Origin of the sequence: Janthinobacterium sp. MP5059B, from assembly GCF_001758645.1 — a bacterium.
Lineage (GTDB): Bacteria > Pseudomonadota > Gammaproteobacteria > Burkholderiales > Burkholderiaceae_D > Janthinobacterium > Janthinobacterium lividum.
Genome location: NZ_LRHX01000010.1, coordinates 18,750 through 36,784, shown reverse-complemented (window position 1 = coordinate 36,784; position 18,035 = coordinate 18,750). Strand labels below are relative to the sequence as shown.

20 protein-coding genes are annotated in these 18,035 nt (G+C 59.8%); 2 read left to right on the top strand and 18 right to left on the bottom strand.

The features are described from left to right. Positions 1-12 precede the first annotated feature (12 nt). The 17 genes from era to JAB1_RS13065 form a co-directional block, all read right to left on the bottom strand. Entirely contained in the window at positions 13-915 is a 903-nt protein-coding gene (gene era / locus JAB1_RS13145) for a GTPase Era (protein ID WP_034749612.1), read from the bottom strand. A gap of 1 nt (position 916) precedes the next feature. Continuing rightward, positions 917-1,732, bottom strand: a complete 816-nt coding sequence (gene rnc / locus JAB1_RS13140; protein WP_034749615.1) for a ribonuclease III — start codon at positions 1,730-1,732, stop codon at positions 917-919. A gap of 92 nt (positions 1,733-1,824) precedes the next feature. Then, complete coding sequence (lepB, locus tag JAB1_RS13135; protein ID WP_034749618.1) at positions 1,825-2,742, bottom strand: signal peptidase I; 918 nt, start codon at positions 2,740-2,742, stop codon at positions 1,825-1,827. A gap of 3 nt (positions 2,743-2,745) precedes the next feature. After that, positions 2,746-4,536, bottom strand: a complete 1,791-nt coding sequence (lepA, locus tag JAB1_RS13130; RefSeq protein WP_034749621.1) for a translation elongation factor 4 — start codon at positions 4,534-4,536, stop codon at positions 2,746-2,748. 318 nt (positions 4,537-4,854) lie between these two features. Next, positions 4,855-5,100, bottom strand: a complete 246-nt coding sequence (locus tag JAB1_RS13125) for a glutaredoxin family protein (protein ID WP_070280218.1) — start codon at positions 5,098-5,100, stop codon at positions 4,855-4,857. Between the two features lie 54 nt (positions 5,101-5,154). After that, the gene (locus JAB1_RS13120; RefSeq protein WP_070280217.1) at positions 5,155-6,657 is read right to left on the bottom strand and encodes a DegQ family serine endoprotease; all 1,503 of its coding nucleotides are present in this window, start codon (positions 6,655-6,657) and stop codon (positions 5,155-5,157) included. Between the two features lie 246 nt (positions 6,658-6,903). Then, entirely contained in the window at positions 6,904-7,239 is a 336-nt protein-coding gene (locus tag JAB1_RS13115; protein WP_070280216.1) for a sigma-E factor negative regulatory protein, read from the bottom strand. Positions 7,240-7,311: 72 nt separating this feature from the next. Further along, a complete protein-coding gene (gene rpoE, locus JAB1_RS13110) occupies positions 7,312-7,935 on the bottom strand; it encodes an RNA polymerase sigma factor RpoE (RefSeq protein WP_070280215.1) in 624 nt (207 codons plus the stop codon). 66 nt (positions 7,936-8,001) lie between these two features. Continuing rightward, entirely contained in the window at positions 8,002-8,550 is a 549-nt protein-coding gene (locus tag JAB1_RS13105; protein WP_070280214.1) for a hypothetical protein, read from the bottom strand. Between the two features lie 121 nt (positions 8,551-8,671). Beyond that, positions 8,672-9,922: a beta-ketoacyl-ACP synthase II gene (gene fabF, locus JAB1_RS13100; protein ID WP_070280213.1), complete on the bottom strand. Its 1,251-nt coding sequence runs from the start codon at positions 9,920-9,922 to the stop codon at positions 8,672-8,674. Positions 9,923-9,951: 29 nt separating this feature from the next. Next, positions 9,952-10,191 carry an acyl carrier protein gene (gene acpP / locus JAB1_RS13095; protein ID WP_008449912.1) on the bottom strand — a complete coding sequence of 80 codons (240 nt, stop codon included), beginning with the start codon at positions 10,189-10,191 and terminating at the stop codon, positions 9,952-9,954. Between the two features lie 178 nt (positions 10,192-10,369). Then, the gene (gene fabG, locus JAB1_RS13090; RefSeq protein WP_070280212.1) at positions 10,370-11,113 is read right to left on the bottom strand and encodes a 3-oxoacyl-ACP reductase FabG; all 744 of its coding nucleotides are present in this window, start codon (positions 11,111-11,113) and stop codon (positions 10,370-10,372) included. 49 nt (positions 11,114-11,162) lie between these two features. Next, positions 11,163-12,104, bottom strand: coding sequence for an ACP S-malonyltransferase (fabD, locus tag JAB1_RS13085; RefSeq protein ID WP_035820249.1), 942 nt, complete (start codon positions 12,102-12,104; stop codon positions 11,163-11,165). A gap of 32 nt (positions 12,105-12,136) precedes the next feature. Further along, positions 12,137-13,135 carry a beta-ketoacyl-ACP synthase III gene (locus tag JAB1_RS13080; RefSeq protein WP_070280211.1) on the bottom strand — a complete coding sequence of 333 codons (999 nt, stop codon included), beginning with the start codon at positions 13,133-13,135 and terminating at the stop codon, positions 12,137-12,139. A 15-nt stretch (positions 13,136-13,150) separates the two neighbouring features. Beyond that, a complete protein-coding gene (gene plsX / locus JAB1_RS13075; RefSeq protein WP_034779241.1) occupies positions 13,151-14,218 on the bottom strand; it encodes a phosphate acyltransferase PlsX in 1,068 nt (355 codons plus the stop codon). 210 nt (positions 14,219-14,428) lie between these two features. Next, a complete protein-coding gene (rpmF, locus tag JAB1_RS13070) occupies positions 14,429-14,611 on the bottom strand; it encodes a 50S ribosomal protein L32 (protein ID WP_034749653.1) in 183 nt (60 codons plus the stop codon). 268 nt (positions 14,612-14,879) lie between these two features. Then, positions 14,880-15,377 carry a DUF177 domain-containing protein gene (locus JAB1_RS13065; protein ID WP_034779242.1) on the bottom strand — a complete coding sequence of 166 codons (498 nt, stop codon included), beginning with the start codon at positions 15,375-15,377 and terminating at the stop codon, positions 14,880-14,882. A 223-nt stretch (positions 15,378-15,600) separates the two neighbouring features. On the opposite strand from JAB1_RS13065, the gene JAB1_RS13060 reads away from it, so the two are divergent. Beyond that, a complete protein-coding gene (locus JAB1_RS13060) occupies positions 15,601-16,209 on the top strand; it encodes a Maf-like protein (RefSeq protein WP_070280399.1) in 609 nt (202 codons plus the stop codon). A gap of 27 nt (positions 16,210-16,236) precedes the next feature. After that, complete coding sequence (locus JAB1_RS13055) at positions 16,237-16,986, top strand: SAM-dependent methyltransferase (protein WP_070280210.1); 750 nt, start codon at positions 16,237-16,239, stop codon at positions 16,984-16,986. Positions 16,987-17,056: 70 nt separating this feature from the next. On the opposite strand, the gene rlmJ is transcribed toward JAB1_RS13055, so the two are convergent. After that, positions 17,057-17,974: a 23S rRNA (adenine(2030)-N(6))-methyltransferase RlmJ gene (rlmJ, locus tag JAB1_RS13050; RefSeq protein ID WP_034749665.1), complete on the bottom strand. Its 918-nt coding sequence runs from the start codon at positions 17,972-17,974 to the stop codon at positions 17,057-17,059. Positions 17,975-18,035 lie beyond the last annotated feature (61 nt).

Here is an 18,035-nt window from a genome sequence, read left to right as displayed (position 1 = left end):
CCGGGTTGCGGATTACTCGTAGCCGTAGGCGCGCAAGCCCGCCTCGTTGTCGGCCCAGCCCGACTTGACCTTGACCCAGATTTCCAGGTACACGGGACCGCCGAACAGCTTTTCCATATCCAGGCGGGCCTGTGTGGAGACTTCCTTCAGGCGCGCGCCCTTGTTGCCGATAATCATGGACTTGTGCGTATCGCGCTCGACCAGGATGGCGGCAAACACGCGGCGCAGATCGCCTTCCTGCTCGAATTTCTCGATCAGCACGGTGCTCGTGTACGGCAGTTCGTCGCCGACAAAGCGGAAGAGTTTTTCACGCACGATTTCCGAGGCGAGGAATTTCTCGCTGCGGTCCGTGATGTCGTCCGGTCCAAAGATCGGCTGGTTTTCCGGCAAGAAGCGCTTGATTTCGTTCTGCAAGCCTTCCAGCTGGAAGTGCAGCTTGGCGGAAACAGGCACGATGGCGGCGAAGTCGCGCATGGCGGCGATCTTTTGCGCGAACGGCAGCAGCACGGCCTTGTCCTTCACGCGGTCGGATTTATTGATGACGAGGATGCATGGCACTTCCTTCGGCAACAGGTCCATCACTTGCTGGTCGGCCGGGCCGAACGTGCCCGCTTCGATCACGTACAGGATGACGTCCGAGGAAATCAGGGTGTTCGTGACGGTCTTGTTCAGCGTCTTGTTCAGCGCGTTCGAGTGGCGCGTCTGGAAGCCTGGCGTGTCGACGTAGATGAACTGCGCATCCGGCACCGTCTGGATACCCGTGATGCGGTGGCGCGTGGTTTGCGCCTTGCGCGAAGTGATGCTGACCTTCGCGCCGATCAGCACGTTCATCAGGGTCGATTTGCCCACGTTGGGGCGGCCCACGATGGCGATATAGCCACAGCGGAAGTTGTCGGGCATTTTGGTGGCTGTCATGCTAGTGTCGATTCTGTTTAGTGTGAGCGGCGATCGCCGGGGCTGCAGGAGCTTGCGCGTCGTCGCTCTGGATGGTGGCAATGCCGGCCAGCTTGAGCTGGGCGGCGCGCGGTTTGGGCTTGCGGCTGGCGGCAGGCGACTTCAACAGCGCCTGCTCGGCCACGTCCAGCGCCAGTTTGGCGGCGGCTTGCTCACCGGCGCGGCGGCTTCCGCCACGGCCGTAGACCTGGATGTTCAATTTCGGCACCAGGCATTCGATCTCGAATTCCTGGCTGTGGGCGGCGCCGTGGGTGGCCACCACGTTGTACTGTGGCAGCGAAATTTTCTTGCTTTGCAAAAACTCCTGCAGCAGGGTCTTGGCATCCTTGCCCAGGGTTTGCGGATCGACCGAATCGAGGATGGGGATGTAGAAGGCGCGGATCACCGTGCTGGCGGCATCGAAGCCCGTGTCGAGGAAAATCGCGCCCAGCAAGGCTTCCAGGGTGTCGGCGAGGATCGATGGACGGCGGAAGCCGCCCGATTTGAGTTCGCCTTCGCCCAGGCGCAGGAATTGCGACAGTTCCAGCTTTTGCGCGATTTCATACAGCGACTGCTGCTTGACCAGATTGGCGCGCAGGCGCGACAGGTCGCCCTCGTCGATGGACTTGAAGCGTTCGTACAGGATGGAAGCGACCACGCAGTTGAGGATGGAGTCGCCGAGGAATTCCAGCCGCTCATTATGCAAACTGCTGTGGCTACGATGCGTCAAGGCTTGCTGCAACAGGCCAGCATCCTGGAACGTATAGCCTAAACGGGTTTGCAATAGCTGAAGATTCATTGTTGTTTCTGTGTCATCTGAGTAATTCGGCTGGCCGCCACGCGGGGAATCGGCGCGACAGCCATGGCTGGTCTTTTACAGACCAGACCGGCTTAGTGTATGCCGCCCACGCGTTTCGGATTGCTGAAGTTCATCCACACCAGGAAAGCCTTGCCGACGATGTTCTCGTTCGGCACGAAGCCCCAGTAGCGGCTGTCCGCACTATTGTCGCGGTTGTCGCCCATCATGAAGTAATTGCCTTGTGGCACTACACACGTAAAACCGTCTTCGTTGTAGTTGCACGCATCCTTGTGCGGGAAATCCTTCACTTCGCGCAAGTTCAACGTTGGAGCAGGCTCGTCGTTGAGGATGCGGTGGCTCACGCCCGTCAGGTTTTCTTCCAGCTGCTTGTGGTAGACCGTGCTTTCATCGTCCAGGTAGTCGTCCAGCGGCGTGTAGGCCACTTCCTTGCCGTTGACCGTCAAGCGCTTGTTTTCATAGGTGATTTTATCACCGGGCACACCGATCACGCGCTTGATATAGTCTTGCGACATATCTTTCGGATACTTGAACACCATCACGTCGCCGCGCTGCGGATCGTTGACTTCAATGATGCGCTTGTTGACGATCGGCAAACGGATACCATAGGTGAACTTGTTCACCAGGATCAGGTCGCCCACCAGCAAGGTCGGCACCATCGAGCTCGACGGGATCTTGAATGGCTCGTACAGGAACGAGCGCAGGCAGAACACGAGCGCGATGACGGGGAAGAAGCTGCCCGAATACTCGACCCAGGTCGGCTGGCGCAACAGGGCCGCCTCGATGCTGGCGCGGCTGCCGCCCGCATCGGACTTGATGCCCTCGGCGGCCAGCTTGGACTGGCGTGCGTCGAACTCGGCCAGGGCGCGGTCGGCCGCCTTGCGGCGCTGCTTGGACAGATAAAACACATCCAGGCACCAGACCAGGCCCGTCAACACCATCAGCACGAACAGGATTAAAGCGAAATTTCCTAAAATCACTTGCAGGTTCATTGATTAACCATCCACTTGTAAAATTGCCAGGAATGCCTCTTGCGGGATCTCCACGGAACCCACTTGCTTCATGCGTTTCTTACCCGCCTTTTGTTTTTCCAGCAATTTTTTCTTGCGGCTGATATCGCCGCCATAGCACTTGGCCAGCACGTTCTTGCGCAAGGCTTTCACGTTCTCGCGCGAGATGATGTTGGCGCCGATGGTGGCTTGAATGGCCACGTCGAACATCTGGCGCGGGATCAGTTCACGCATCTTGGCAGCCACCTGGCGGCCACGGTACTGGCTGTTCGAGCGGTGGACGATAATCGCCAGCGCATCGACTTTTTCGCTGTTGATCAGCATGTCGACCTTGACCACGTCGGCCGCGCGGTATTCCTTGAACTCGTAATCCATCGAGGCATAGCCGCGCGACGTCGATTTCAGGCGGTCGAAGAAGTCCAGCACGATTTCGGCCATCGGCATTTCATACACGAGCTTGACCTGGCGGCCGTGGTAGCTCATGTCCATCTGAATGCCGCGCTTGCCGATACACAGGGTGATCACGGAGCCCACGTATTCCTGCGGCATGTACAGATTGACCGTGACGATAGGCTCGCGCACTTCCTCGATGCGCGACGGATCGGGCATCTTCGATGGATTGTCGACGTTGATCATGGTGCCGTCGCGCTGGATCACTTCGTACACCACGGTTGGCGCCGTCGTGATCAGATCCATGTCGAATTCGCGCTCGAGGCGTTCCTGCACGATTTCCATGTGCAGCAAGCCCAGGAAGCCGCAGCGGAAGCCGAAGCCCAGCGCCTGCGACACTTCCGGCTCGTACATCAGGGCCGCGTCATTCAGTTTCAGCTTTTCCAGCGAGTCGCGCAGCGCGTCATACTGGTTCGCTTCCACGGGGAACAGGCCGGCGAACACTTGCGGCTGTACTTCCTTGAAGCCGGGTAATGGCGCGGCGGCAGGACGGTTGGCCAGGGTGACGGTGTCGCCCACTTTCGCCGCTTTCAATTCCTTGATGCCGGCGATGATGAAGCCCACCTGGCCTGCCGACAATTGCGGCAAGGATTGCGAACGGGGCGAAAACACGCCGATGTCTTCCACCAGCTGCACCGAATCGGTGGCCATCAGGCGGATCTTGTCTTTCGGTTTCAGGGTGCCGTTGATGACGCGCACCAGCATGACCACGCCCACATAGGCGTCATACCAGGAGTCGACGATCAGCGCCTGCAGCGGCGCATCGGGGTCGCCCTTCGGTGGTGGCACCTTGACGATCAGCTGCTCGAGCACGTCCAGCACGCCGAAGCCCGTCTTGGCCGAGCAATGCACGGCGTCGCCCGCGTCGATGCCGATCACGTCTTCGATCTCGGCAATGGCGCTCGGAGGATCCGCGTTCGGCAAGTCGATCTTGTTCAGGACGGGCACCACTTCCACGCCCAGGTCCAGCGCCGTGTAGCAGTTGGCGACCGTTTGCGCTTCCACGCCTTGCGACGCGTCAACAACCAGCAGCGCGCCTTCGCACGCCGACAGCGAGCGCGACACTTCATAGCTGAAGTCGACGTGGCCTGGCGTATCGATCAGGTTCAGATTGTAGATCTGGCCATCGCGCGCCTTGTAGTGCAAGGCCGCCGTTTGCGCCTTGATGGTAATGCCGCGCTCGCGCTCCAGATCCATCGAATCGAGCACCTGCGCCTCCATCTCGCGGTCGGACAAGCCGCCGCACAATTGAATGATGCGGTCAGCCAGGGTCGATTTACCGTGGTCAATATGGGCGATGATGGAGAAATTGCGTATGTTGTTCATTAACTAATATAAGTGCGAAGTTGACGACACTGCTTTAACAGGAATCATGGGGATCATGCTCGGGCCAAACAGGGCCAAAACCGGGCGCCCCACTCATGATGAAAAAAAGCGCTCCGAGCAGGACATCTGCATGCCCAGGCGAGCGCTTTTGAAGCGACAGAAGCTGCTGCCTCGGACAGTAGCTTTTTCGACCTCCCCATTTTACCGGATTTCAGAGTAGAAAGCCCGTCTTATGAGGCCGGCACCGGGGCAAGCCGACATTTTCGGCTGTTTTCGGCACCAGAATGGTGCATTGCAGTGTCAATATTAACAGTTAAGCTACACCAGGCAGCGCCGCACAGCCTCTTCGTCAAGAAAATAATGACATAGCTCGGGCTGCGCCAGGTCGCCAAACAGCACCGGCACCAGTTCATCGAAACGGGCCAGCAGCGAGGCATCGGGCGAGGCATCGATATCGATCACGTCCACGGTAAACGGTTTTTCAGGCGGCTGCTGCAGAAGCAAGGCATCGAGCATATCCTGGCATAAATGGCAATAACTGCGGGAATAGAGGGTGAAGTGCATAGCGGGAAGAATACCGCATCCCGGCTGCGGCCGGAATGCGGGATGATCACATAGTTACTTCGCTGATGGACGCAGCGAAACGAATTGCGCCACGTCGCCACGGCGCACCAGCACGGCCGATGTCTTTTTCGGATCGAGCTTGGCGACCAGGGCGTTGAATTGCTTGGCGTCTTTCACGGCAACGTTATTCAATTGCAAAATCACGTCGCCAGGCTGCAGGCCAGCCAGGGCCGCCACGCCATCCGCCTCGTCGACCAGCACGCCCGCGTCGATCTTCAATTCCAGCTTCTTCGCGGCCGGCACGTCGCTGACCTTCAGTCCCAGTGCGTTGACGGCTTGCGCTTCCGGCTCCTTGGCGCCCTTCTTCGCCGTCTTCTCGCTTTCCAGCTCGACGACGGTGACGGGAATATCCTGCTGCACGCCCTTGCGCCAGACCGTTATCGTGGATTTGCCGTTGACGGCGGCACCGCCTACCAGGCGCGGCAGATCGGATGAACGCTCGATCTGAGCACCGTTGAATTTCAGGATGATATCGCCCGGCTTGATGCCCGCCTTGTCGGCCGGGCCACCCGGCTCCACCATCGATACTTGCGCGCCCTTGGCGTTCGGCAAGCCCAGCGATTCCGCCACGTCCTTGCTCACTTCGCCGATCTGCACGCCGATGCGCCCGCGCACAACTTTACCCGTCTTTTTCAGCTGCTCGCCCACGCGCATGGCTTCATCGATGGGCACGGCAAACGAAATGCCATTGTAGGCGCCGGACAAGGTGGCGATCTGCGAATTGATGCCGATCACTTCGCCGCGCATATTGATCAGCGGACCGCCCGAGTTGCCAGGGTTGACGGCCACGTCGCTCTGGATCAGCGGCAAGTAGTCGCCCGTGTCGCGCGACTTGGCGGAAATGATGCCGGCCGTCACCGTATTTTCCAGGTTGAACGGCGAACCGATGGCGATGACCCACTCGCCCACGCGGATCTTGTCCGAGTCGCCGATGGTCAGGCGCGGCAGGTTGCCGCCCTCGATTTTCAGCAGAGCAACGTCGGTACGCGCATCGGCGCCAATCACCTTGGCCTTGAATTCGCGCTTGTCCGTCAAGGTCACGTACACCTCGTCGGCGCCATCGACCACGTGGGCATTGCTCAGCACATAGCCATCGGCCGAGATGATGAAGCCGGAACCGACGCCGCGCTGCACTTCCTGCTCCTGCGGCACGGCGCGGCGGCCGCCGCGTGGCGCCTGCTGGCGCGGCGTGGGCATGGCGCCGCCAAAAAAGCGGCGCAGGAATTCCTGCATTTCCTGTTCATCCTGGCCGCCCACGCCAGCCCCGGCGGCGCCCATTTTCAGGCGCTCGGTGGTGCGGATATTCACCACGGCCGGGCCGACGGCATCGACCAGGTCAGAAAAATCAGGCAGTTTCACGGAAGGCACGGCGGCCTGCGCCTGCGGCGCAAGGCCCAGCATGGTGGGAGCAAGGAAGACGCCAGCCGTACCGAACAATAAGGCGGAAAGCGTCTTCACTGAAAACGACTTGCTGGCGGCACACATGTTTTTTTTCATGGAAAGGATCTTTTCGAGTATATATAAACGGTAAACGGATCAAAACGCGGATCAGGCAATTGCCTGCGCGCATGATTGGCCGTCATGACGGAAAACCAGGGGCAAACCCACCTGACAGCGCGCATGGCAGCAACAATATATCGTAAAAGCAAGATATTGCCTGTGCACAGTGTCAATCGTACCGAAGGCCAGTGTCAAGAGGGTGACAGGAACGTTAAGCCTGGCATAAGATGGAAAACGCGACAGCTAGCGCTGCGCCAGCGGCCCCGCCTCCAGCGGTTCGGCCGTGCCCGGCGGCACGATGCCGGCGGCAAGAGGTGGCAGCGGCTCCGCATGGGCAGCCGGCTCATCGGGCGCCGGCTCGGCGGCCAGGCGGCTGGCCAGGCGCGCATCGAATTGGGCGCTCAAGGCATGGCCGTACTGCTCCGAGCGCAGCACGTCACCGATATGGCGATAGGCATCCCAGGCTTGCCGTCCCGATGGCGTATCGAGGGCGGCAAAAGCCAGTTCGAGTTCGTTCGCCGCCAGCTCGCCGTCGGCCAGCGCGGAAATAGTCTCGTGCAATCGTGTGTGCGTATCCATGATGGATCCTGCCATTTCAAGAGGGTCGGTGCGGAAAACGGACGCAGCCATGCCAACCTCATACTCTCCAGATTACCAGCGCTTGTCAATCGGCATGTCCAGCAATGGCTTCAATTTCTCCGCAATCACTTCGCGCGCGCGAAAAATCCGGCTGCGCACGGTGCCGATGGGGCACGCCATGATCTCCGATATTTCCTCATAGCTCAGGCCCTCGATCTCGCGCAGCACGATGGCCGTGCGCAACTCGATGGGCAGCACATCCATGGCCGCATTGACGGTGGCGGCAATCTGCTTGCTGGCCAGCACCGATTCGGGTGTATTGTTATCGCGCAATTTATTACCGTCATCGAAAGACTCCGCCTGCTCGGCGTCGGTATCGCTGGACGTGGCGGCGCGCCGCCCCTGCGTGACGAGATAATTCTTGGCCGTATTGATGCCGATGCGGTACAACCAGGTATAAAAGGCAGCCTCGCCGCGGAAATGGCGCAGCGCCCGGTAGGCCTTGATAAAGGTTTCCTGCACCACATCTTCGGCCTCCGCCGGGTCATGCACGAGGCGCGACACCAGGCGCATCAAGCGGCGCTGATATTTCGATACCAGCACATCAAATGCCCGTTTGTCGCCAGCCTGTACCCGCTCGACCAGCAACTGATCATACTCGCGCTCTGTCCTCACGCCCGATGTCCCTGTAGTCATGCAGCGTGGGCGTCTGTATGGATATAGAGTTGGCCCGCTGCAAGAAGTTCAGTGTTCGCCGCACTTTTATTCTTCCCTGTTCCGCGCCGCGATCGCCCGGCAAGCCACGGCCAGCGGACGGAAGGCGGCGCAGTTGCCGCCACGCTGCACCAGCACATCCGTGCGCCGCCCGGCCGCATCGGCCAGGCACAGCACGAGCAGCGACGGCCACAAGGTCGAGCCCGGCAACAGGCGCAGCCCCTGCACCCCCGCAAGCCCCGGCCCGGCCGTCTCCGCTCCCCCGTCAGCAATAGCCCCTGGCACCTCGCCATGCTCCAGATATACCGCCAGGCGCACCTGGCCAACCGGCGAAATATCAAGCGCCTGCGGCTTTCTGCGCCGGCGCAGCAAAGCCAGCAAAAACACGCCGCCAGCCGCGCTCAGCAGCGCAGCACTCCAGCCAAGCGCGTAGCCGCCCACCAGCTGACCAGGGCCGGAAGCAGTCCCGGACACGGCAGCAACGCGCCACGCACCGCTCAAGGGCCAGGCGGCCAGCACCGCGCACAGCCCCAGCACCGCTTGCAACAGGCGCAAACAGACAGGCGTGCGAATGACAGCCGCTACCGCGATCGACATACTTCATGGGAAAAAAAAGGCGCGCCGGCACCATGCCGGGCAAATTCAGGCGCCAACGAACGTTGGCGCCGAATCAGCGCTCACTACAGTTTGACCGTAGCGAGCGCTTGAAAGTTCCTGCTTATTTCGCTTTACCGAAAATCAGCGTGCCATTCGTTCCGCCGAAGCCGAACGAATTCTTCACTGCATAATCGATCTTCATATCACGTGCCGTGTTGGCACAGAAATCGAGATCGCAAGCCGGATCCTGGTTGAAGATGTTGATGGTCGGTGGCGACACCTGATGGTGCAATGCCAGGACCGTAAACACCGCTTCCAGACCGCCCGCGCCGCCCAGCAAATGGCCCGTCATCGACTTGGTCGAGTTGACGACCAAATTCTTGGCGTGCTCGCCGAAGGTGCGCTTGATGCCCATCACTTCCGCCACGTCGCCTTGCGGGGTCGACGTGCCGTGCGCGTTCAGGTACTGAATCTGATCCGCGTTCAAGCCAGCGTTGTTGAGGGCCGCGATCACCGATTTGCTGCCGCCGCTACCATCTTCCAGAGGCGAGGTCATGTGATAAGCGTCTGCGCTCATCCCGAAACCATGCACTTCAGCATAGATCTTGGCACCACGGGCCACCGCGTGCTCGTACTCTTCCAGCACCATGACGCCAGCGCCCTCGCCCAGCACGAAGCCGTCGCGGTCGGTATCCCACGGACGCGATGCCGTTGCCGGATCGTCGTTGCGGGTCGACAAGGCACGCGCCGAAGCGAAACCGCCCAGACCCAGTGGCGACACGGTCGATTCAGCACCGCCGGCGATCATGACGTCGGCATCGCCGTACTCGATCATGCGCGCTGCGGCACCGATGCTGTGCAAACCGGTGGTACACGCTGTAACGATCGCCAGGTTCGGGCCCTTCAGACCATATTTGATCGAAAGGTTGCCAGAGATCATGTTAATGATCGAGGCAGGCACGAAAAATGGCGAGATACGGCGCGGACCGCGCTTTTCGTACTCGGACTTGGTCTCTTCGATCAGCGGCAAGCCACCGATACCGGAACCGATGATCACGCCGATACGCTCGGCGTTCTCTTCAGTGACTTCCAGACCGGAATCCTGCATCGCCTGGATGCCTGCAGCCATGCCGTAATGGATAAAGGTATCCATGTGGCGGGCTTCCTTACCGGAGATGTACTCTTCGATATTGAAGCCTTTGACTTCACCAGCAAAATGCGTGGTGAATGGCAGTGCATCGAACTTGGTAATCGTGGCAATGCCGGATTTACCTTCAATGATTGCGCCCCACGCCTCGGCAATAGTATTGCCGACAGGTGAAACGCAGCCCAGGCCGGTGACAACAACACGACGGTTTTTAGAACGGCTCAAGCGATTCTCCTGAAGTCGGTCAGACAGGCTTAGGCCTTGACGTGTGCAGTGGCGTAGTCGATCGCCTGTTGCACGGTGGTGATTTTTTCAGCTTGTTCGTCAGGGATTTCCATTTCGAATTCGTCTTCCAGGGCCATGACCAGTTCCACGGTGTCCAGGGAATCGGCGCCGAGATCGTCGACGAAGGAGGATTCGATTTTGATGTCTGCTTCTGCAACGCCCAGTTGCTCAGCGACGATTTTCTTAACGCGTTGTTCGATATCCGACATGTTATGGCTCCAAAGTGTGTGTTACGGAAAGTGCGCGCATTTTATCAGGTTTGCGCGTCCGAATACTAATTTCGGTGTCTGCTGCTAATTCGACCGAAGCTGCTGCTAAAAGATGCGATTATAGACAAAAACGGCCGTTGAATCATGCCACAAACGCCCGCCCCGTCTAGCTTTCACATCAATTCATGTACATTCCACCGTTCACGTGCAAGGTCGTGCCCGTGATATACGCCGCTTGCGGCGAAGCCAAAAAGGCTACCGCCGCTGCCACGTCTTCCGGCTTGCCCAGGCGGGACAGGGGAATTTGCGTCAACAGGGCCGCGTGCTGCTCTTCGCTCAGCGCCTTGGTCATGTCGGTATCGATGAAGCCCGGGGCGATGCAGTTCACGGTAATGTTGCGGCTGCCGATTTCGCGCGCCAGGGCGCGGCTCATGCCTTCCACGCCGGCCTTGGCCGCCGCGTAATTCATTTGCCCAGGATTACCCGACGAAGCCACCACCGACGTGATGTTGATGATACGCCCAGTTTTGGCTTTCATCATGCCGCGCAGCACGGCGCGCGACAGGCGGCCGACGGCCGACAGGTTGGTGGAAATGACGCTGTCCCACTCTTCGTCCTTCATGCGCATGGCCAGCTGGTCTTGCGTGATGCCTGCATTGTTGACCAGGATCGACAGGCTGCCGTAGGTTTTCTGCACCTCATCGACGACGGCAGCGCAGCGCGCCGCATCGGTCACGTTCAGGACCAGACCCTTGCCCGTCACGCCTTCGGCGGCCAGGTAATCGGTGATAGCTTGCGCGCCGCTTTCCGAGGTGGCGGTGCCGACCACGGTGGCACCCTGCTTGCCCAGTTCGGTGGCGATGGCGCGGCCGATGCCGCGCGAGGCGCCCGTGACCAGCACGACTTGATTTACTAAATTCATGAGTATCCTTAAGAGCAACCGCGGCAGGCAGGCTGCCGCGGTCTGATGTTTATTTGAGCTGCGTCAAAATGCGTTCCAGCGAGGCCTGGTCGACGATGGCGTCGCCCACCAGTACCGGATCGATGCGCTTGGCCAGGCCCATCAGGACCTTGCCCGGACCGCACTCGATCACTTGCGTGATGCCGTCGGCCGCCACTTTTTGCATGGTTTCCACCCAGCGCACGGGGCTGGCTGCCTGGCGCACCAGCGCATCCTTGATGCCGGCCACATCGTTGACGATGGCCACGTCGACGTTGTTGATCAGGGCGATCTGCGGCGCCGAGAACGTCAAGCCGGCCATGTATTCGCGCAAACGGTCCGATGCGGGCTTCAGCAGCGACGAGTGGAATGGCGCGGAGACGGGCAGCTTCATGGCGCGCTTGGCGCCCTTGGCCTTGGCCAGTTCGCAGGCGCGCTCGACGGCCGCCGTATGGCCGGCGATGACGACTTGTGCTGGCGCATTGAAATTGACGGGCTCGACCACCAGGGCCGGGTTTTCCGCCGCCGCTTCCGCACAGGCGGCGCGCACGTCGTCATCCGACAGGCCCAGCACGACAGCCATCGTGCCCTGCCCGACGGGCACGGCTTCCTGCATGGCTTGCGCGCGGAAACGCACGAGCGGCACGGCATCCTTGAACGAGATGACGCCGGCGGCGACCAGCGCCGAGTATTCACCGAGGCTGTGACCGGCCACGACCGTCGGCACGGGGCCGCCGGCCGCCAGCCAGGCGCGGTAGAAAGCCACGGCCGCCGTCAGCATCACCGGCTGCGTATTGGTGGTGAGATCGAGTTCTTCCTTCGGACCTTCGGCGATCAGCTTGCCCAGGTCGAATTGCAGGGCGTCCGACGCTTCGGCAACGGTCTGCGCAACCACGGGGTTGCCGGCGAAACCGTCGAGCATCGCAATCGCTTGCGAGCCTTGACCTGGGAAAACAAATGCAAATTGTGTCATGTCGACTCCGTTTTTTTAATAGTGTTGCGGGATTACATGCGCGCCAGCACGGCGCCCCAGGTAAAGCCGCCGCCCACGCCTTCCATCATGACGTTGTCGCCCTTCTTGACGCGGCCATCGCGCACGGCGATGTCCAGCGCCAGCGGGATCGAGGCGGCCGAGGTGTTGCCATGCTGGTCGACGGTAACAACCATCTTCTCCAGCGGCAAGCCAAGTTTCTTGGCCGTGCTGTTCATGATGCGGATATTCGCCTGGTGCGGGATCAGCCAGTCGATCTGGTCCGACGTCATGTTGGCGTGTTCCAGCGCTTCGTGCGCGACCTTTTCCAGCACGGACACGGCCAGCTTGAATACGGCCGGGCCATCCATGTAGAGGAAGGCGCTGCCGTCCAGCGCGCCGCCAGCCAGGCTGCCCGGCACGCTGAGGATGTTCGAGTGGCGGCCATCCGCGTGCAGCTTGGTGGCCAGGATGCCCGGCTCATTGGAGGCCGTCATGACGATGGCGCCGGCGCCGTCGCCGAACAGCACGCAGGTGCCGCGGTCGTCGAAATTGAGGATGCGCGAAAACACTTCGGCGCCGATCACCAGCACATTCTTGTGCATGCCCGACTGGATGAAGCTGTCGGCCGTGGCGACCGCATACACGAAACCGCTGCAGACGGCTTGCACGTCGACGGCAGCGCAGTTGTTCGTGATGCCCAGCTTGTTTTGCACGATGCAGGCCGTGCTGGGGAAGCTGCCGAAGAAATCGGGAGTCGAGCTGGCAACGATGATCAGGTCCAGGTCATTGCCGTTCAGGCCAGCCATTTCCAGGGCCTTTTTGGCCGCTTCCACGCCCAGGTCCGAGGAGTTTTGCGACGGCGCCGCGTAATGGCGCGCCGAAATGCCGCTGCGCGACACGATCCATTCATCCGACGTCTCGATGCCCTTGGCAGCGAGCTGTTCGGTCAAATCCTGGTTGGTGACGCGCTTCTCCGGCAAGTAGCTGCCGGTACCGATAATTTTGCTGTAAGTTTTGCTAAAAACAGTCATGCAAATACCCGTCCACTAAATGGTAGAGCTTGTTGATGTAGGTTCGTCCGGTACTGGCGTGCGCGGCATCAGCTCGGCGATCAGGCTGGCCAGGTGCGCTTGCACGTCATTTTTTGCCGCATCAAAGGCGCGGCGCAAGGCCCATTCGAACGAATAGGCATCGGCGCTGCCATGGCTCTTGAAGACGAGGCCACGCAAGCCCAGCAGGCTGGCGCCGTTGTAACGCGATGGATTCAAACGGTTGCCGATGGCTTTCAGGGCCCCGCGGGCGATCAGCGCGCCCAGCATGGTAATCGGATTGCGCTTGAATTCGGAAGTGAGCACGTCTTTCATGAAGCGCGCCAGGCCTTCGATGGCTTTCAGGGTGACATTGCCGACAAAACCGTCGCAGACGACGATATCGGTCGTGCCCTTGAAGATATCGTTGCCTTCCACGTTGCCGTAGAAGTTCAGCGCGCCACGCTCGTGGTCGGCCTGCAGCAGCTTCGAGGTGAGCTTGACCACTTCATTGCCCTTGATATCTTCCGTGCCCACGTTCAGCAAGCCGATCGTCGGGCGTGCGATGCCTTCCATGGCGGACACCAGCACGGAACCCATGATGGCGAACTGGTGCAAGTGATGCGGTTCGCAATCGACGTTGGCGCCCAGGTCCAGCATGTAGGTGGGGCCGTTCTTTTGATTCGGCAAGATGCTGCAGATGGCCGGGCGGTCGACGCCGGACATGGTTTTCAATACATAGCGCGACACGGCCATCAGGGCTGCCGTATTACCGGCGGAAACGGAGGCTTGCGCCACGCCGTTCTTGACCTGTTCGATGGCCACGCGCATGGAGGAATCCTTCTTGCGGCGCAGGGCCACTTCCAGGGGATCGTCCATGGTAACTTGTTCGGAGGCATGCAATACCGACAGGCGCGGGTGCGTGTCGGCTTTATGTTTTTTCAGTTCGGCACGAATCACGTCTTCCAATCCAACAAGGATCAGTTCAGCTTCAGGCTCATGTTTTACGAAGGAAATTGCTGCGGGGATAGTGACTGAGGGACCGTGATCTCCGCCCATGCAGTCGATAGAAATTTTGATTGTCATTTGTGTTGATTCAATACCGCTGCGGGCGTGCGGCAAGATGTGAATCGGACTGGAGCATATGCAGGGCGCAGCATGTCATGCACCGCCTGAGCAAGCTTGATTCAAAATGACGGGTGCGCAAGATGAATTGCAGCCGATAAAAAAGAAGAAGCGGCGCCACGCCGAATAACCACGCAACACCGCTTTCATCTTACCCAACAAAAACGTCGATTACTCGTCGTTTTTGGTCTTCAACACTTTACGGCCACGATAGAAGCCGTTAGGGCTGATATGGTGACGCATGTGTGTTTCGCCGGTAACTGGCTCGACGCTCAATTGCGGCGCGACCAGGAAGTCGTGCGAACGGTGCATGCCGCGCTTGGAAGGGGTTTTCTTGTTCTGTTGAACTGCCATGATGACTCCTAATACATAAGTTCTAAAATTTTAGCACAATCGATTAGCAAATACATGCGAATCGAGTATCCCAGCGGCAAAGACTACCCGAAAATAGCCCGGACCGACATCGTTTATTACAATTACATTTCACTACACTTGCCATACTCGATTACTACACGCGTTTGACACGTTCTTTACTCGGAACCTCACAAACCTGCTGCGCTGACCGCTCGCTACGGTTTTTGAGCCCCCCCTACAAACTACCACTACTACTTATTCTCTTAACTTATTCTGGCTTCAAGTCTTTCAGGGCCGCAAACGGCGACTTCTTTTCAGTCTTGAGAGCATCGAGCTGCGCCGTATCGGGGCAGACGTCGTGTTTGGGTACCTGCGGCAGGGCCAGCAAGGCTTCATCTTCGATCAGGGCCGCGGCATCCATGCTGCGGCTGCCGACGATCACGTCGATCGATTCATCGTTGATGATTTCTTCGATCTCGTCCGCGTGCTCGTCATCCTTGCCCAGCATCAGAGTGGTCGTCGAATCAATTGCGTAAGCATACGGAGTCAGGCAGCGCTGGCAAACCAGCTGAACGGTGCCGTTGACCGACAAGGTCAGTTGTGGGTAGCCCAGCTTGCTGGTGCCGCCGACGATCTTCCAGGCGATCTCGCCGGAACTATCTGCACAATCCTTGGTCAACCGGGTCATTTCAGCGACAGGAGTTACACCCTCGCGGCTCCCGCTGATACGACAAAAATCAAAGGCGTCGATCACAAAAGCATTCATTGGTAGAAAATTTCCCCGGAAAACCTGCGATAATAACAGGGTTTTTAGCACGGAGTCAAAGGCTAAGCATCTTTTTTGACGCAATCATTGCCATAAACATGACAACTTCATCAACACCGTCATGCCGCATGGAGCCTCAGTTGTGGGCTCTGCGCCCTGGAATTTGCGTGAAATTCCACTGACATCGACCAGCGCGGCCATGCCGGCCGCCATCCACTACCGAATGATACCAACTTCCGTCCCATTGCGCTTGATTCTTGCATCGAGTTCGACCTACCGCAAGGAATTGCTGGAACGCCTGCGCCTGCCTTTCGAGGTCGCCGTGCCCGATCTCGACGAAAGCCCGCTGCCAGGAGAAAGCCCCAGCACCACGGCCCTGCGCCTGGCCCAGGCAAAGGCGCAGGCCGTGCTCGATCGCTACCCTGGCAGCCTCGTCATCGGCTCCGACCAGGTCGCCACCCTGGATGGCGCGCAGATCGGCAAGCCGGGCAACCATGCCAACGCCCTGCTGCAGCTGCAAACCATGCGCGGGCGCCAGACCGTGTTCCACACGGCCCTGTGCCTGCTCGACGGTCGCCAGAGTCCGCCTGTGGCGCAAGTGGAAGATATCCAGACCCTCGTCACCGTGCGCGACTTGTCCGATGCCGAGCTGGACGCCTACCTGCGCATCGAGCAGCCTTACGATTGCGCCGGCAGCGCCAAGAACGAGGGCCTGGGCATCGCCCTGCTCGAGCGCATCGACAGCACCGACCCGACCGCCCTGACCGGTTTGCCGCTGATCGCCCTCACCGGCATGCTGCGCAAGGCGGGCGTCGCGTTCTTCACCCTTTAATTCATTGAATATACCGACAATAACAATATGACCGGCATCCTGTACCTGATTCCCAACCACCTCGGCCTTTCCGACAGCCCAGCCGACCCGCTGGCCCACATCATTCCCGAGCAAGTACGGCAGATCACGTCGCAGCTCGATTATTTCGTGGCAGAAAACGCCAAGACGGCGCGCGCCTTTTTGAAATTGATCGGCAACCAGCATCCGCTGGCCAAGCCGCTGCAGGAAATCACGATTTCCGAACTTAACGTAAATACCCCGGCGCAAGCGCTGGCCGGCTTGCTGGCACCCCTGCTGGCGGGGCGCGATGCGGGCCTCGTCTCGGAAGCGGGCGTGCCCGCCGTGGCCGACCCCGGTGCCGACCTGGTGCGCCTGGCGCATCAGCACGGCATCAAGGTGCGCCCGCTGGTGGGGCCATCGTCGATCCTGCTGGCCGTGATGGCCAGCGGCTTGAACGGCCAGAGCTTCGCCTTCAACGGCTACCTGCCCACGGACGCGGCCCTGCGCGCCAAGCGCATCAAGGAACTGGAAGTGCGTTCGCGCACGGAAAAGCAGACCCAGCTGTTCATCGAAACGCCGTACCGCAATGCGGCCATGCTCGAAGCGCTGGTGGCGCAATGCGCGCCATCGACCCTGATCTGCGTTGCCACCGACCTGAGCCTGGACACGGAAAGCGTGCAAACGTGGAATGGCGGCCAGTGGAAGAAGCAATTGGCTGCCGGCAAGGCACCTGACTTCCACAAGAAACCGACCGTGTTCCTGCTGCTGGGACAGTAATCCCCCGCCCATAAAAAAACGCCACGGTCAAATGCACCGTGGCGTTTGCATTACCCCGCTACACCAGTCACTACACGCGACGGGTACCGGTATTTTTCTGTCCGCCCTTGCCCGTTTCCAATACGAACTTCGCGCCATCGTCGCGGCCCAGCACCTTCACCAGGTACGGCATGACTTCGCGCAACATCGGCTCCAGCGTGTACGGCGGGTTCAAAATGAACATGCCGCTGCTGTGCAAGCCAAAACCGTCCGGCGACGGGGTGTTGACCGTCAGGGTCACGTGCAGCCAGTCCGAGCTGGGCAATTGCTTGAGCTTGTCGGCAAACTGGCGCGATTCCATGCGCTGCAGCACGGGGTACCAGACGGCATACATGCCCGAAGGGAAGCGCACGAGGGCGTCGGCCAGGGTGTCCTTGACCTTGCGGTAATCCATCTTGTCTTCATATGGCGGGTCGATCAGCACCAGCGCGCGGCGCGATGGCGGCGGCAGCAGGGCTTTCAGGCTCTGGAAACCGTCCGCCTTGGTGATCAGCACGCGCTTGCCGCGCACGGTCGGACGCTCGCCCTGGGCCAGCGCATGCGCCTCGACCTTGCGGAAGTTGTCGGCCAGAATCTTTGCGTCCGCCGGATGCAGCTCGAACAGGCGCAGACGGTCTTGCTCGCGGCTGACCTTGTCCGCGCAGTACGGCGAACCCGGGTAGTAGCGCATCTTGCCGCTCGGATTCATTTCCTTGATCAGCTTCATGTACTCGGCCAGCGAGGCCGGCAAGTCCGTGCGGTCCCACAGGGGCGCGATGCCCGTTTCGTACTCGGCATTTTTCGACGCATAGCCGCCGTCGAGCGCATACACGCCCGCGCCGGAGTGGGTATCGATATAGCTATAGGCGGTATCTTTTTGATTCAGATATTGCAACAACTGAATCTGCACATAATGTTTCAACACATCGGCGTGATTACCCGCGTGAAAGGCGTGGCGGTAACTCAACATAAGCTGGCTAATTCCATAATAAAAATAAATAAAGGCGGGAGCGCTGACACCGGGCAGGGCA